Source organism: Pseudoduganella chitinolytica, assembly GCF_029028125.1.
GTDB classification, from domain to species: Bacteria; Pseudomonadota; Gammaproteobacteria; order Burkholderiales; family Burkholderiaceae_D; genus Rugamonas; species Rugamonas chitinolytica.
Genome location: NZ_CP119083.1, coordinates 4,651,306 through 4,666,826, shown reverse-complemented (window position 1 = coordinate 4,666,826; position 15,521 = coordinate 4,651,306). Strand labels below are relative to the sequence as shown.

Annotated in this window: 12 protein-coding genes; 8 read left to right on the top strand and 4 right to left on the bottom strand. The window is 56.6% G+C overall.

The features are described from left to right. The first annotated feature begins 833 nt into the window (after positions 1-833). From PX653_RS20665 to PX653_RS20655, 3 genes are read left to right on the top strand one after another with little or no spacing between them, the layout of a single operon-like run. Entirely contained in the window at positions 834-1,478 is a 645-nt protein-coding gene (locus PX653_RS20665) for a hypothetical protein (protein ID WP_277414594.1), read from the top strand. Beyond that, positions 1,438-2,601, top strand: coding sequence for an XRE family transcriptional regulator (locus PX653_RS20660; RefSeq protein ID WP_277414593.1), 1,164 nt, complete (start codon positions 1,438-1,440; stop codon positions 2,599-2,601). Before PX653_RS20665 ends, PX653_RS20660 begins: the two co-directional genes overlap by 41 nt. A 55-nt stretch (positions 2,602-2,656) precedes the next feature. Beyond that, complete coding sequence (locus PX653_RS20655) at positions 2,657-3,574, top strand: hypothetical protein (protein WP_277414592.1); 918 nt, start codon at positions 2,657-2,659, stop codon at positions 3,572-3,574. On the opposite strand, the gene PX653_RS20650 is transcribed toward PX653_RS20655, so the two are convergent. Next, positions 3,575-4,555, bottom strand: coding sequence for a site-specific integrase (locus PX653_RS20650; RefSeq protein WP_277414591.1), 981 nt, complete (start codon positions 4,553-4,555; stop codon positions 3,575-3,577). A 1,874-nt stretch (positions 4,556-6,429) separates the two neighbouring features. Here PX653_RS20650 and PX653_RS20645 point away from each other — a divergent pair. The 3 genes from PX653_RS20645 to PX653_RS20635 are packed head-to-tail and all read left to right on the top strand — an operon-like array spanning position 6,430 to position 8,056. Beyond that, positions 6,430-7,008 carry an ankyrin repeat domain-containing protein gene (locus tag PX653_RS20645; RefSeq protein ID WP_277414590.1) on the top strand — a complete coding sequence of 193 codons (579 nt, stop codon included), beginning with the start codon at positions 6,430-6,432 and terminating at the stop codon, positions 7,006-7,008. Positions 7,009-7,013: 5 nt separating this feature from the next. Next, positions 7,014-7,604 carry an RHS repeat-associated core domain-containing protein gene (locus tag PX653_RS28220; protein WP_307731070.1) on the top strand — a complete coding sequence of 197 codons (591 nt, stop codon included), beginning with the start codon at positions 7,014-7,016 and terminating at the stop codon, positions 7,602-7,604. A 5-nt stretch (positions 7,605-7,609) separates the two neighbouring features. Then, entirely contained in the window at positions 7,610-8,056 is a 447-nt protein-coding gene (locus PX653_RS20635; RefSeq protein ID WP_277414589.1) for a YbbD-related protein, read from the top strand. Between the two features lie 152 nt (positions 8,057-8,208). On the opposite strand, the gene PX653_RS20630 is transcribed toward PX653_RS20635, so the two are convergent. After that, complete coding sequence (locus PX653_RS20630) at positions 8,209-8,367, bottom strand: hypothetical protein (RefSeq protein WP_277414588.1); 159 nt, start codon at positions 8,365-8,367, stop codon at positions 8,209-8,211. 345 nt (positions 8,368-8,712) lie between these two features. Here PX653_RS20630 and xerC point away from each other — a divergent pair, with 345 nt between their 5' ends. Continuing rightward, positions 8,713-10,665, top strand: coding sequence for a site-specific tyrosine recombinase XerC (gene xerC, locus PX653_RS20625; RefSeq protein ID WP_277414587.1), 1,953 nt, complete (start codon positions 8,713-8,715; stop codon positions 10,663-10,665). A 775-nt stretch (positions 10,666-11,440) separates the two neighbouring features. Then, positions 11,441-12,109, top strand: a complete 669-nt coding sequence (locus PX653_RS20620; protein WP_277414586.1) for a response regulator — start codon at positions 11,441-11,443, stop codon at positions 12,107-12,109. Here PX653_RS20620 and PX653_RS20615 read toward each other — a convergent pair. Both PX653_RS20615 and PX653_RS20610 read right to left on the bottom strand, forming a co-directional pair. Next, the gene (locus tag PX653_RS20615; protein ID WP_277414585.1) at positions 12,093-14,105 is read right to left on the bottom strand and encodes a hybrid sensor histidine kinase/response regulator; all 2,013 of its coding nucleotides are present in this window, start codon (positions 14,103-14,105) and stop codon (positions 12,093-12,095) included. The genes PX653_RS20620 and PX653_RS20615 overlap by 17 nt on opposite strands. An 89-nt stretch (positions 14,106-14,194) precedes the next feature. Beyond that, complete coding sequence (locus tag PX653_RS20610; RefSeq protein WP_277414584.1) at positions 14,195-15,070, bottom strand: CPBP family intramembrane glutamic endopeptidase; 876 nt, start codon at positions 15,068-15,070, stop codon at positions 14,195-14,197. Positions 15,071-15,521 lie beyond the last annotated feature (451 nt).

Below are 15,521 nucleotides of genomic sequence, written 5' to 3'. Positions count from 1 at the left end.
CAAGACTCTTTCCTCGACAACGCCATTCGGACGCCTTCTGGCTTACGGCTTAATGTTTCGGCTAATTGCTCCAAAGTCAGAACAGCACCATATTTCTCTTTCAAAATCTCAAACGTCACACTCACAACTTTCCTTTGGGTTGTTGGTTATTTCTATGGCTAGTGTTGGCTAAAGTGAGGAATATGTATAGCGGATGCTAGCACGAACTAAATCTTCGCCAAATAGTATTATTTAATCGATATCTCAGAATATATTGGTGTGTCCTAGTGGCCCGAAAGTAGTGTATAGCTATACTTTCAGCTGACGAACTCGGAATAGGTCTTGATTTGATTTGTGATCGGTTATTTTTAGTGCGGAATTTGAGGATAAATCGGAAGTGAATGGAAATAGCCGCCGTTAAGATTCGGCTCTTAATCGAACATTTGAGGCGGGCAGGATAGGTGAAGATAGCTATTCCCCCGAGGGGGCCAGCAATCTTCACTCTCCCTTATTCGCACCTTTGGTGCTCAACGGGACTCCTGCTCTGCGAGACTGGACGGCTACCGCCGTCAGGCAAAACAAAATGCAGGTGAACGGGCACCTGCAGAGTATTGTGGGTAGTTCACAGGTTAGGTGGCGGCGCCTGCGGGAATCTGGATGCGTGTACGTCGGCGTGGGAGCCGGAAGGGCGCGCTCCGTAAACGAGTTGCGAGATTGGGCCGTTTCGCAATGAACGTGAGGATTTTACGATTGACGCTCCGACGTAGGCCCAGCCATGATATGCTCAACAACACTTCTTGTTTTTCTTCCTCGGATGAGGTTAAAATTCAGGAAGTGATTACTTTGAGGAACGTATGAGCGCACATCAGCAGCAGCAAAGTAGCAGTCCTGACATCTCGAGACTGGAAGAGCTTTTCGGGTTGACAATTGAGCAAGTCCAGGACGTGATCATGGCCGGCGTACATGCAAGGACAAACGGAACGCCCCACCATCCGAAGACCTATCCGGGATACGCTCAGTGGGCAGAGACAGTACGCTCGTTACGAGATGTAGTTGTGCCGCTTGGTTGGGCTGTTACTGACAAGAATAATTTCCCTCTTTGTGTTCATGAGGAACGTGTTCTGTCAATCGCTGTCCAGACCGGGGACCGCGAGACTGGCACTACAGGTATCCCCTCTAATCGCGCTCCTAAAGGAGCTAGTACCGAAGCGGCCGTGGCAGTGAATGTGAAGCAACTGTCATTGTTCGAGGCTGAGGATATTCCAATTCTACCGTCCGCTACCGATGACGCTCGCCACATCATGTGGATTCTTCTTTATCACGTTGCGCAAAACGAAGTGCGTTTTGAGCTCTCCTTGCCATCAAAGATAGTGGGCGGAAAAATTCGCTCTTGGCAGGAACGTATTATTTTCCCGGCGATTCCGCTTGGTGAAACACAGATTAACTTTGGAGATGATGATGGCCCCGAATTTGACGTATCTGTCGAGAGGAAAGGGTGACCAGGACTCCAAGACGTTCAATCCTTCACGCCTAACTTTTGCACGCAATCGGCGCGGTCTAAAGAAAGCAGACCTCGCTAAGCTAGCTGGAGTAACACCGCGCTCGATTACTGCATATGAAACGGGGGAGTTTCCTCCAGATCCGGAACGACTTCGAAACATATCTCAACTGCTTCGTTTTCCGGAGGAATTCTTTTTTGAAGAAGATCCTGTAGAAGAAATTGACGCAGATGCAGTAAGTTTTCGTGCTATGAGCAAGATGAGTGTGACGTTGAAAAATGTCGCGCTTGGAGCTGGATCAATTGCGGTACAGGTGAACGAATGGATTGAACAGCGCTTCAAGCTTCCTACGCCTGATCTTCCTGAGCTAGGACGCAATATGGATCCAGAGGCTGCGGCTGAAGCGTTGCGTTGTCACTGGGGATTAGGACAACAGCCAATTAAAAATTTGGTTCATCTCCTGGAGTCGAAGGGAATCCGTGTATTTTCGCTATCAATCGATGCTAAAGAGGTAGATGCATTTTCAATGTGGTGGAATGGTACACCATATGTATTTTTAAATACATTGAAGAGCGCAGAACATAGTCGATTCGATGCTGCGCATGAGCTAGGGCATCTAGTAATGCATAGACATGGTCAGCCGCACGGATCTGAGGCAGAAAAAGAGGCCAATGCGTTCGCCTCGGCGTTTCTTATGCCTATGAAGAGTGTGATGGCTACCGGACTTCGCTTCCCTACTTTAGATACTCTAATACGTGCAAAAAAACATTGGGGCGTATCTGTTGCGGCTTTGAACTATAGATTGCGATCAGTTGGCCTAACTACAGAATGGATTAACAGAAATCTTTGCATTCAGATTTCTCAGGCGGGCTATCGAACGAGCGAACCTCAATCGATGACGCGGGAGACTTCGCTGCTGCTTGACAAAGTTTTTGCAGCTCTACGGGAAGAAAATCTCGGACGTGCTGATATTGCCCAGAAACTGCGTGTCTCATCTTATGAAATTGATGAGCTTACGTATGGTCTTATGAAAGTTGGTATGGTTCCAGATAGACAGGAGACTAGTTCGAGTAGTAGCGATAAGATAAAGAAAGCGCCTCCGAAGCTAACTATTGTTAAGTAGTGTCTGGATTTGGTGGCTCGACTGTTCTTTTTTTCTAACTTAATGACAAAGATTTATGGACGAAAAGCAGCATCGCATCGCTTTTGCTTATTTCCTTAGTAAATGGAAATTCGAACAAGACTCTAAAGAATACTTGGAGCTCCATGGGGAGAAAATTACTCCAGAAGAGTATCGCCCTGAAATGAAGAATGCGATATTTTGTCCTGAATGCAATACTCCACTTAGTAGGACTCCAGAGGAGGCGGAGCTATTTTCGAATGAGAGAACCGCCCATTATCGTCATAGGGGGAAATATAGAGACATTTATTGTACCCTTCGTGTCGCGAGGTCTTCCGGACTTCAATATCAAAGTGAAGAGGAAGTTAGAAGGGCTGTTCAAAATGAAAACCTAGTTCTCATTGGCGGCTGGGCTGCGGAACCACCAGATATTCAAGATAACGGGGATTTGGAAGACTTGGAGTTTCGTCAGACCCAAATTGAGGATCCTGATGGCCCTATAACAGAAGTTGCGCTCGGCCGTCATACTGGTAAGAAGGTTTTGCTACCAACAAAGGTCTCTAGCGTTCTGTCTATATGTAGAAATTTCGATAAAAACATACATAGAGCGTTTTACTTTCCTGATAGTCAATACCCGTTACACTTACGTAGCGTTTTGTATGATGTAAATAGGCTCGAAGAAGACAGTCTGCCTGCTCGGGCAAATTTGTTTTTCGGAAAGATTATAAAATATCGGCAATTGTCGGCTCGAAACGTTATCTATTTAGAGGTTGAAGGCTTCCCTGAATTGAAAATCTATACGTGGCCGAAATTCGATGAGAGAAAAAAGATTGATTCAAAATCAATCGGTAGAGTATTATTGTTTTATGGTGTTGTTAGCAATAAAGGGGAAGGTGTCCCACGTTGTATGACCGAGGCTTGGGGACAATATAGTTTACTTCCTCCGCAATATGAAAAATTTCTTCCGTTTAAGTAATTATTTTAGTTTTTTCGCTAGGTCTTCTGCTTTCAAATGCGTGTAACGTTTGAGCATGTCTAGCGTTTTGTGCCCTGTGATTGCTGCGACTTCCATCACGTTTAATCCCTTTTCGAAAAGCCGGCTTGTTGCTTCGTGACGAAGATCGTGGAAGCGCACGCCGGCTATGTTCGCCCGGTGTGGTGCGCAGGCTCGTTCGAATGCTTGGCTTATCGATTCGGCTTGTAGAGAAAACACCCGCCCTTCGTTTTGGTGGCCTAGCAGTTTTAATGCCTTTACGGCCGCTTTGGACAGCGGAACTGTGCGCGGCACGTCAGTCTTCGTATTTGGAAGGTGTGCCGTCTGCTTTGTTAAATCGATGTCGTCCCAGGTTAATGAAGCCAGCTCGTTCCGACGCATCCCCGTCTCTACAGCCAGTACGATGATGGTTCGTAGTTCTGCGGATTCCGTAGTTGAGCAAATTTTGGCGATTTCTGCTTCCGCTACGCGACGATCACGTCCTCTCGGCTTGGTCGGCTTACGCACCTGGGCTGTTGGCAACCCACCAGGTAGTGCAATGCCCCAGTCCATTGTCGCGGTTTTGAGCACTCGGTTTAGCAGGTTGATCTCGTGGATGACCGATTGTGGGCCAACAACCTGCAAACGCTGGTCACGGAACTTTGCTATCTGCGTGGAGGTAAGGCTGGCCATCCGGTAGTCGCCAAAAGCGTTCAGCAGCGTCTTGATGCGCGATTTGTCAGATTGCTCACTGCGTTTCGTCGGTAACACCTCATCTGCGTATCGTTGTAACACGTCCTTGACGAGCGTTGCTTCCGCTTCAGTGCGGGACACGAACACGCCGCGCTCCATCTCGGACTCAATGATAGTTGCCCAACGGCGGGCGTCTGCTTCCTTCGTAAACGTCTTCGTCTGCGTAGGATAGCCGCGCTTGCGAATCTGGACGTGATATTGGCCGTCGCCTCTTTTGCGGATGGTAGGCACACAAAGCTCACTTGTTGTTGACGAGCTACAAGTGTGCCAAAATTGTGCCAAAAAATACAGAAAAACAGCAGAATGCCTGTAAATAAAGGCTCTATTTTGGGCCTCCGAAGCCAAGGGTCGCTGGTTCGATCCCAGCCAGCCGCACCATTTTCTCCGATCAAATCAGAAGCTTGGGCGCTGCTGTATGCAGCACTGTTAGCGATCGTGAGCGCTTATTTTTGGCATACGGTGTGTGCACAAAATCGCGCCGCGCGCTGTGGCGGCCTTGCCTCCAAGAGGCACTTCTCCCTCTACAGTGCACAATATCGCATAACGTTGCCGCCGCTGTTGCCGGGCGGTCTTCTCGCACGCGGGCAGAACTTCCCGAAGATTTCAGCCAGTCTCTCTCCGCAATCTACTCGTTTACGGACACCAAGCGCTTGCTTTAGCCAGCCTAAGAGACGGGTAGCCGGTTGGCACAACATGTTCATCCCCATTGTTGCAGAACCATGTCAGCTAGAGCAGGCGCGATGGCGACGCGCCGACCCGGAACGACAAGGCTGGCACCACCTGCGAAATGAACCTCCACGTCTGAAATTGCTGCTTCTGGAGGGCGAAGCAGATAAGTAGCGCTTTTTGAAAACCTGTTGGCCGCATTCAAAAATGTTGCTAGGCCTCGGCAAAAAAACATTACAATATTGATAATTACCTCTGCAATCCTCCTCCCCGACAGCATTGGCCCGATGGTGAGAGAGACGTGCCTGAGGTAACTGCTTTGCTCAGAGCAAAGAGCGCGAGATCACCTGACTGCGCCGCTGCGTGACGTGGTTTCAGCGCTGGGCCTTTAAGCAGAAGGGTGAGCGTCGTCTGGCTGAACCAGAAGTGTCGTTCATGGAACAGGATGCTGCGTCCTGTACCGCCCCGGGCGACCGGCAACGTATGTCGAGGCAGCGCTTGGTTTGCAGTGGCCGTAAGCCGTATTGCAGGGCGATCGTTGCAAGGCCGAGCGGCAGATTGGCAACAATGGGCCGATGAACTGTCTTAAGAATGCATACCGCCAGAAACAATGAAACAGATTCCTGCTGAGTAGACCCTTCCTAGTTGCACGAGCGCATATTGGTGAGCGCCGGGCCGCCTACTTGTCAGTGTAGCTCGATCACCCGGAGGAGTTAATTGACACGAACCACCTTGGGTGCACCCTGGGCCGCCATCCAGACAGGTAGAAACGTCGGGCCAGTCGCCGAACCCTGGCGCAAAACATCGGTATCCCGCAAGGACTCCTGGTCACCTGCCAGCCGCGCAACCCTCTATACGACTCCTTTTGGATGTGCCGATAGGTGTCGGCGGGTATTCAACGTCACTCGTGCATCCGGCTTACACGGTTGTTCTGGAAGGAGAAGTTCATCGCTAATCCACTACCCTCGGACTGCATCATTGCGGCAGGCGATGCACATGCATCGCGAGAAAGAAGCCCGCGCAATGCGTGGTAGTGACGCATGGTCCATATATAAGAGCCATCCCAACACAAAGGGCTTTTCATCGCGTCCCTTTGGAATTGGCCAGTTCAAATGTAATCTCTTCGTTCATGATATCTTGGGTAAAGCGAATCGGTCTCCAAGGTTGGCAGGGAAAGGACTGCAACCGGTCGCCAGCGATAGGTACGGCGGTAAGGTGCCCGGTTTTACAGAAGTCCCACCAAACCTAGCTTCGAATGGCGACATTGTTGTCAAAGTTTATCCAGGACATGGCAGTTACACGGGACATGTGGGAATTGTAGTCGGGCCTGACCAGACTGCCTCGCAAAGTTCGATAACAGACAACATCATTATCAATGATTACGGGTTTAGGCGTGAGGATGAGGGTCAATCGAAATTTTATCGATGCGAGTGTACAAAATGAAAGATTTGAAAATTTTCGCTTTGCTTGTTTTGGCGTTTCTTCTTTCCGCGTGTGAGAAGCCGCCTACGCCGGCACGGAATTTCACGAATTTGTTTGATGCTGCCAAATCTGGCGAAGTGGATGCGATTCGGCTACTCCTGGTCCGAGGGAACAAGGTTGATGAGATTGACAGCTACGGTCGGACTCCATTAGTCTACGCTGTTATGGGGCACCATTTGGACGCCGTGAAAATACTGATCGCAAGCGGAGCAAAGAAGGAGGTCGTAACTTCGAAAGGGTATGACCTGGTCATGCTGTCTTTATATAACGAGATGGATGATTCACTCGATATCCTAAATTACCTTGTGAATTTGGGTCTTGGGGTCAATCGAACGACAGCAGAGGGCGATTCGGCGCTAAATATCGCCATCAGTAGCAAACACGAAAAAGCTGTCGCACGACTGATTTCGTTGGGTGCGGTACCGAACCAAAAATCAAAAGAAATCCTAGAAAGTCAAACGCAGCCAAACGCGGAAATAGTGAGGCTGATTGATGCCGCGACGAGCAGCAGCACCACAAGCCAAGGCAGCCGTTAAGGCCAATACACTACAACTACTTCAGGGATTATGATCCGCAGACCGGGCGGTATGTGCAGAGCGACCCGATTGGTCTCCGAGGCAGAATTAATACCTATCTGTACGTTTCTGCTAATCCCTTATTCGGGATAGATCCATTCGGCTTGGAAGGGCCGAACTCGGGGTGGTCAAAAGGGGTGACGAATTTTAAGATCTCTCCTATCACTATTCTTTCCTACTATTCTGGAGAAATGTCTCGGCTCAACATTGCACAAGGTAGCGGCAGTGGTCCCGATAACGTGTTCCATTGTGTTGCCGCGTGTAAAGCGAAAAAGGCTGCGAATGATGTTGGCTATATAAGATTTTTGATGAGCCAAAAAGAAAATTCGGATTATGTTCGTGGGCGGTTAGGATTGTATGGAGATGGTAGATCGCGAGGCGATGCCGAAATGACGGCGGATAATGATCACGATAAAGCTGTAAACGAAGTCGGATTGTCTTGCCCAGAAAATAAGACGTGTGAAGCTCAGTGCGAGGGATATATTGAGATACTTGCACCCAGGAGTCAAACGCGTATGCGTGATTATTTGGCGTCGCCTGAATATAAAAAATATTAATCCTTATGACTAAAACTCGTAAATTTGCTCTTGTGATCGTTGCGGGCATGTTCATTCTGTTTAGCTTCGTGGCAGTATTTCTATGGCCGAGAAATATAATAGAGCTAAAGTTCGATACTTATCAGCTGGCAGTTGAGTCAGGTGCCATCGATAAAGAATGGTTGCCAGGTTTCCTGCCGCAGTCTGCAAAAAACATTAATTCAACTTCAAATTTAGATAGCAACACAGGGCTTGTTAGCTTTACTTTCGGCTCTGACTTCGACAAATTTATTGCAACACAGCAAGCTTCGCTGCCTAGAACGGCGGAGTCGCTCGGCATTCGTGGTCATAGCGAGCGATTCGGTGATGCTCGCGAGTTAACTTACATCCCAAAGATTTCGCTAGATGGGGGGACTTATCCCGGTGCACTCTTAATTAATCGCACGCGTAGGGAGGTCTTATATATGAAGTAGCGGGGCAGAAATTGGACAGCCTACGGCCGCCAGGAGTAACACCGAAGGGTACGGTGTCGTTTGATATATTTATCTCCTGCCATGACAGCGATATGCGACCGTAGCTGGCTTGAGATATTACCTGGCCGCTTTCTCGTTTCCCAGGGCCGCGGTTAAATTCCATCGATCTCGCTCACCAGGCGTTTTTCCTCATCGAGGATAGCCACGTCCTGACCCTTCAATTTCGCCTGCAGGGCGATCTCGTACAACGCGACCGCCTTGAGCAAAACGTCGGGTTCGGTCGACCCGCTGACCAAGGCTAGCCGCGCCAACTTTGCCTCGAACGCGGGCGACGCTAAGCGTCATCTGAACGTTTTTCGTGTCGGTAGTCATGGCCGCGTTCCTTTAGTGATCGGTGAATTCTACGGATTCGTCCCGGACCGTCGTTCAGGCAGTTCAGGCACTTTTGCGGGTTCCCCGCACCCCGGATGGAGTACACACATTACGCACGAAACGCGTGCCCGGTTTTCACGCGTAAGCTCCTGATTCAATTAGTAAATCAGTGTTTACACTTTCGCGTTAGCTGGCCGCAGCTTTCGTGCACGTACATCGCCAAAGCTTTGCAAATCAAAGACTTGTGCTGTTTACACTTGTTATCAGGCGGGTTTGCTGTTCGTTTGTTCTTTAAAGAAAAGCGCATCGTGGCCGACTTCGAGGCATGCGGCATCGTCGGTGAGTCGACTAATAAGCTGGTGGGCTATCTGGCCGCGACCAGCCGGCGCCTCGATTCGCCGTTGGCGGTGGTGATCCAGTCGTCCAGCGCGGCCGGCAAGAGTTCGCTGATGGATGCCGTGCTGGCGATGATGCCGGACGAAGAGCGCGTCAAGTACAGCGCGATGACGGGCCAGTCGCTGTTTTACATGGGCGAAACGAACCTGAAGCACAAGATCCTGGCCATCGTCGAGGAAGAGGGCGCGAGCCGCGCCAGCTATGCGCTGAAACTGCTGCAATCCGAGGGCGAGCTGACGATCGCCTCGACTGGGAGCGACCCGAAGACGGGTAACCTGGTGACGCAGGAGTATCGCGTCGAAGGACCGGTCATGATGTTCCTGACCACGACGGCGATCGACATCGACGAAGAGCTGATGAACCGCTGCCTGGTGTTGACGGTGGACGAGGACCGCGAGCAGACCCGCGCGATCCACCGGCTGCAGCGCGAGAAGCGCACCTTGCAGGGGCTACAACGCAAGGAACAGAAGCAGCACATCCTGGACCTGCACCGCAACGCCCAGCGCTTGCTGAGAAAGCTGGCGGTCGTCAACCCGTACGCCGCCGAGCTGACTTTCCTGGACGATCGCACGCGCACCCGGCGCGACCACGAGAAATACCTGACGCTGATCGACACCATCGCCTTGCTGCACCAGTACCAGCGGCCGGTGCTGTCCACGACGGTGGGCAGCCGGTCCATCGAATACATCGAGGCGACGCTGGAGGACATCGCCCTGGCCAACCGGCTCGCGCACGAGGTGCTGGGCCGCAGTCTCGACGAGCTGCCGCCGCAGACGCGGCGCGTGCTGGCGGCGCTGCACCGCTGGGTCGAAGCCGAAGCGAACACGCGCGAGCTACGCCGGCAAGACGTGCGGTTCAGCCGCACGCAGGTGCGCCAGGCCACGGCGTTGTCGGACACGCAGGCGCGCATCCACCTGGAGCGATTGATCGCGATGGATTACGTGCTGGTGTGCGACGAGCGCGGCCTGAACCGGCCCAACGAGATCACCCGGCCGATCCTGCAGCGCTACCAGGGCCACTTGTACCACTACCGCAAGGCCAACGGCCAGCCGCTGTCGGTGAACACCCAGGCCTCGCGGCTGCTGCCGGTCGTCACCTTCTTCAAATGGCTGGCCCGCGAAAACCACATCCTGTATAAGCCGGCGTCCGACCTGACCCTGCCGAAACCGCCGCGCCAGTTACCGAAGCACCTGATGAGCGTGGCCGACATCGAGTCCGTGCTGAACGGCGCCGACGTCGACACGCCGATGGGCCTGCGCAACCGGGCGATCCTGGAGACGCTGTACAGCTCGGGCATCCGGCGCTCCGAACTGGTGAGCTTGACGCTGTACGACATCGACACCGAGCGCGGCACGCTGATGGTTCGGCTGGGCAAGGGACGCAAGGACCGGCTTGTACCGCTGGGCGCACGCGCCTGCGCCTGGGTGGCGCGCTACGTGGCGGAGGTGCGGCCGCTGCTGTGCGGCTTGCCGGACCAGGTGACGCTGTTCCTGTCCGACTACGGCGAGCCGTTCGAGAAGAACTGCCTGTCGGACCTGGTCAAGCGCTACATGCGCCTGGCCGGCTTCGCCCAGGGCGGCTGCCACGCCTTCCGGCACGCGATGGCCACGCACATGCTGGAGAACGGGGCCGATATCCGGTTCATCCAGATGATCCTGGGGCATGCCGATATCTCCACCACGCAGATCTATACCCACGTCTCGATCGGCAAGCTCAAGGCCGTGCACGAGCTGACGCATCCGGCGCGCTGGCAGCGGGCTGATGGCGCGATGCCGGCCGCTTCTGCCAACCCAGCACACGACACGTTCCTTGCCGGCCTCGCGGCTGACGCCGAGGACTGATCGGCTATTTCCGTAGCCGGAAAATCGCTTTTCGCATACGGTCAAGTCCCGCTATGGCGACATCGGCCCAGCGAACGGCAATCTCAGCCAGACCATCTATCCGAGCGGCACCCGTCTGGCGATCAGGTTCGACAGCGCCAAGTGGCCATTGGGAAGCTGAAGACCGTGCATGGCTTGACCCATCCGGCGCGATTAGAGCGTGCGGGCGGCCTGGCGCCGAGGCGATGGAGCGCGCCCCTGCGAGCACTGGAGGAGGAATAAGCTCCGATATTGCGTAACGGTCAAACTTCTGAGTGACCTGTTAAATGGCCGTTTCAGATGAAATCATTCAAGGTCGCCAAAGCGTCGCCATCGCCATCGCCATCGCGATTGCCGTGATCGGGCTGCCCGCCACGGCCTGTGCGGTATTGCCGTGGTCCAGGCTGTTCGGGGAGTAGCTGCTGTTCTGGCTTCTTTCGGAGTATTGGCGTGCGTGGTGGCGCGTGTTCGAATGCGAGCCCTCTCGACTACGCCGTGCCTCGGGCATATTGCCGTCGATTTGGGCAGCACTCGACATTGGGGTGCGACGCTGGGTGTGTGATGTCGGACCAGCTAATGACGGGGCCGGCCAAATGGCAGTGGACGATCGCGTCCGGGCCTCACGTCACCGTTCGTCCCAATCCGGTCCTGTCGGATAACGGCACGCTCAGCCGCCCCAACGCAGCCCCCAATCGGAAGGGTAGGCAGCGCAAGCCGGATGGCTTACGATAGGCTCATGCACATATTGGATGCCGCCATGGAAGTACCCTATTTTCGCAAGACGTTGCTGGTCGAAGACCAGGGACTGACGCGCCAGGCCATGAAGACGCTGCTCGTGCAGTGCGATCCGCGCCTGGAAATCGACGAGGCGCGCGATTTCGACAGCGCCGTGGCGCTGCTGGCGGCGCGTCAATATGACCTGATGTTCCTCGACTACCAGCTCGGGGCCGGGCAGTCCGGCCTCGACGTGTTGCGCTGGATCGCCGAGCACGAGATCCCCGTGCAGGTGGTCATGTTGTCCGGGCAGGACGACCGGGATACCGTCATGGAATGCATCCGTGCCGGGGCCAGCGGTTTTATCTCGAAGGCCAGCGAGGAAGGCGATGCGACGTTCCGCGCGGCCTTGAACACGATCCTGGCGGGCCAGATCTACCTGCCCAATACGGCGCTGGGCAAGGGCGGCTTCAGCCCCCAGGCGCCGAAGCGCTCCACGTTCGGTGGCGTCGCGCTGTCGCCGCGCTTGACTGAGACGCTGGGTTACATCTGCCAGGGACTGTCGAACAAGGCCATCGCCCGCAAGATGGGAGTGTCGGACAACACGATCAAGGAATACAGCGGCGACCTGCTGGAGAAATTCGGCGTGCGGCGCCGCACCGAACTGATCGTCGAAATGGCCCGTCGCGGGCTCGTCATTCCACGCAGCTGATCCGCTCCCGTCCCGCCGACAGCCGGGCGATCGCCTGCTTCAGGATCGCTGGCTGGACCGGTTTCGACAGGATTTCCGCCACCGTGTCGCCCAGCGCCTTGCGCGCGACCTCCGCTTCGCCGCTGACGACCAGCACGGGCGGCGGCGTCTCGCCGCGCGCCGCCGCAGGCAGCACGATGTCCAGCACCTCGCGCGCCGTGGCCCCGTTCGGGAAACGGTAGTCCGTGATGATCAGGTCGGGCGGGCGCTCCAGTTCCTGCGCCAGCGCCCGCAACGACGTAAGGTCGCTGGCGGTGTCGACCAGCATGCCCCACTGGACGAACAGCGCTTCCATTGCCGCCAGCACGATGCGGTCATCCTCCACCAGCACGACATAGCGGCCCGCCACGTCGTCGTCTTCGTCCGGCTCGTCCCTGCTGGCCACGCTCTCCGAGGCAGTGCCGTTGGGCACGTCGATGGAGAAATGGGTGCCGCGCCCCACTTCCGACGTGAATTCCAGGCGGTGTTCGGGCAGCAGCGATATCATCGCGTTGACGATCGACAGGCCCAAGCCCAGGCCCTTGTCGCGGTCCCGCTCGGGGTTGTCGAGCTGGACGAACGGCTCGAACACACGCTGCCATTGCTGGGGCGGGATACCCATGCCGTTGTCGACGACGTCCAGGCGCATGCGCGTGTGCAGGCCGACCGCGCCCACCAGCACGACGGCCGGGCGGCCCGGCTGGCTGCGCGCATACTTGATGCCGTTGCTGACGAGGTTTTTCAGGATACGGCACAGCATCTGGCGGTCGCTGCGGACGACGGCGGCACGCCGGGTGCGCCGGCGGCAGCGCAGCTCCACGCCGCGGCTGGCCGCGTACGGCGTCAGGTCGGCAATGACCTCGCGCAGCACGTCGGCCACGTCGAAATTGGTCAGCGTCGGCGTCACCACGCCTGCCTCCAGCCGCGACAGGTCCAGCACGCCGTTGAAGGTCGTCGACATGGCGCGCGCCGACCGGCTGGCCAGCTCCGACAGGCGGGCCGCCTCGACATTGTCGCGGCGCGCCAGCGCCTGCCCCATCGCTTCCAGCGCCAGGCCCAGGCCGAACATGGGCTGGCGCAGGTCGTGCGCGGCCGAGGCCAGGAAGCGCGCGTTCTCGTGGCTCACGCGCAGCGCCTGGGTGCGCTGCTCCTCCTTCAGCTGGATCAGGGCGTTGGCCTTGACCTGGTTCGCATCCTTCTCCGCCGCCAGTTGCGCGGCATGCTGCTGCAGCGCCGTATTGGTCGACTGCAGTTCGCGCGCCTGCAGGAACTGGCTGCGCGCCGTGTGCTCGAACTTGATGCAGATGCCGACACCGATCGCGGCCACGTTGATGAAGAAGAACATGGCGCGGCCGAATTCCTCCTGCGTCATCAGCGAATAGGGCGTCCAGGCCCGGCAGCCGTATTGCAGCGCGACGACGACGGCGCCCAGGCCGAGCGTCGAATACAGCACGGGCCGCGCACGCAGGTGCAGGAAGCCGTACTGGTAGATCATGACGAGGTAGATCGACATGAAATAGTCGTTGTACGAAATCGCGTCCGGCGTGATGACGCAGATGGCCAGCATGCCGGCGGACGTGATGCCCACGCCGGCAAACATGGCGGCATGCGCATGGCGGTCGTCGCTGAACGACGGCTGCAAGGTGAGCATGAACAGCGCCGCCAGCCCCACGCTGACGACAAACCGGCAGCCCAGCACGGCCAGCAGGGGGAACGCCGGGTCGGCGACGTAGTGACCGTAGTCCCAGCCGGCCAGCGCGACGATCATCAGCAGCGCCAGCAAGGCGGCCGCGCGGCGGAACGGGGCAAAGCGGCGCCCGTGGTCGCACAGGAACTCCGCTTCCAGTGCCGGGGCAGCGAATGGCACGGGCAGCGCGAACGTGTCCGCCAGGCTGCGCAGCACGCGGCGCCAACGCCAGCGCAGCGCATGCCATGCGGGCCGGGGGCGATCAGTGGCTGCTGTGTCCGACAGGAGCATGTCCTTTCTCCATCAGGGGGACGACAAACGAAGACGATAGCATGATGACCACGATGTGCGGTTGCAGCGATGCGACGGGCGTCCGGCCGTCATGCGCGGACCAGCAGCGGATACGTCACCAGCAGGAAACGCAGCGCATTGACGACAAAGTGGGCCAGGATCGCCGCTTCGATGCGGCCGCTGCGCCAGGCCGCCAGGCCATAGCCGATCCCGGCCAGCGTCGCCAGCACGATCATCGCGATGCCACCGCCCGCATGGGCGATCCCGAACAGGACGGAGGCGACGCCGATGGCGACGGCCGGGCCATGGCGCTTGCCTTCCAGCGCCCGCAGCAGCCCGCCCTGGACCACGCCGCGGAAGAACGCTTCCTCGGCCACGCATGTGAACAGCAGGTTCGTCACGAGGAACAGGGGCGTGAACGGCGGCAGCTTCGGGTCGACGGCCACCGTACCGCTCAACAGTGCACCCGCCAGCACCACCACGGGCGTGAGCAGCACGATCGGCAGCGCCCGCGGCACGGCGCGCCACTCCGCCCCGCGCCGGGCTGGCGCGCAGAAGAACGCGCACAACAGGATGCCGACGGCTGCCTTGTCCACGTTCAGGTACTGCGTCACGGCTGCGGCACCGGGGCTGACCTGGACACCCTGCAGCAGCAATGGATTGGCAAAGCCCGGCACCTTGTGCAAGGCCAGCGCCAGCGCCAGCACGACGATCGCGCCCACCAGCAATGCACGCGCGACGGTGGACGCGCTGCGCTGGTACACCTGGCACAGCGCCGCCAGCACCAGCAGCGCGGCGACACCGGGCAGCGCGATGAATCCGCCAACCCAGGCGGCGGCGATGGCCACGGCCAGGCAGGCCGGCCACGCGGGCACGCGTCCGCCCAGCGGCGGACTCCATAGTGAAACGACCGCCAGGGCGAGCAGCCAGTACACCGCCGCGACCGGTCCGGCCAGGTCACCCATGCGGGCCTCCCGACGGACCCGGGCAGTGCGCTGCGCGCCATGGCGCGATGCAATATGACAAGACGAAAATCATCGGGCAGCGTGGCAAATGGATGGAGTGAACGCCCGGTGGCGCGGTGCTGGACGGGGACGCCCCTTATGGTAGCGTTTGCCCGGCAAAATTGCCATATTTATAAAATCGTCCGTCCGGTTATCCCGACAACGACCGTTGCTCCCTGTAACTAAAAATTACCATGATGCGGTGCGGCATCCTCCATGCAACAGGTAACTGATCTGTTGTTTTTCGGTCAATTCTCGGAGCCACAGGGGCGGAACAACAACATTATTCGTCGAGGATACATTTCTGCTACACATTCCCACCGACCTCGCGTTAAGCTGACCTCGCTACCGAGACTTGATCGAAGCAAGCTTGACCTGTCCCTGAAGCAGGCGAACGGCTGCGCGCTAGTAT

What these genes read in the sequence shown, in the direction of transcription:
- PX653_RS20655 (WP_277414592.1), top strand. Translation starts at nt 2,657, where the DNA reads ATGGACGAAAAGCAGCATCGCATCGCTTTTGCTTATTTCCTTAGTAAA.
- PX653_RS20665 (WP_277414594.1), top strand. Translation starts at nt 834, where the DNA reads ATGAGCGCACATCAGCAGCAGCAAAGTAGCAGTCCTGACATCTCGAGA.
- PX653_RS20610 (WP_277414584.1), bottom strand. Translation starts at nt 15,070, where the DNA reads ATGGGTGACCTGGCCGGACCGGTCGCGGCGGTGTACTGGCTGCTCGCC.
- PX653_RS20615 (WP_277414585.1), bottom strand. Translation starts at nt 14,105, where the DNA reads ATGCTCCTGTCGGACACAGCAGCCACTGATCGCCCCCGGCCCGCATGG.
- PX653_RS20635 (WP_277414589.1), top strand. Translation starts at nt 7,610, where the DNA reads ATGACTAAAACTCGTAAATTTGCTCTTGTGATCGTTGCGGGCATGTTC.
- PX653_RS20620 (WP_277414586.1), top strand. Translation starts at nt 11,441, where the DNA reads ATGGAAGTACCCTATTTTCGCAAGACGTTGCTGGTCGAAGACCAGGGA.
- PX653_RS20660 (WP_277414593.1), top strand. Translation starts at nt 1,438, where the DNA reads ATGGCCCCGAATTTGACGTATCTGTCGAGAGGAAAGGGTGACCAGGAC.
- PX653_RS20645 (WP_277414590.1), top strand. Translation starts at nt 6,430, where the DNA reads ATGAAAGATTTGAAAATTTTCGCTTTGCTTGTTTTGGCGTTTCTTCTT.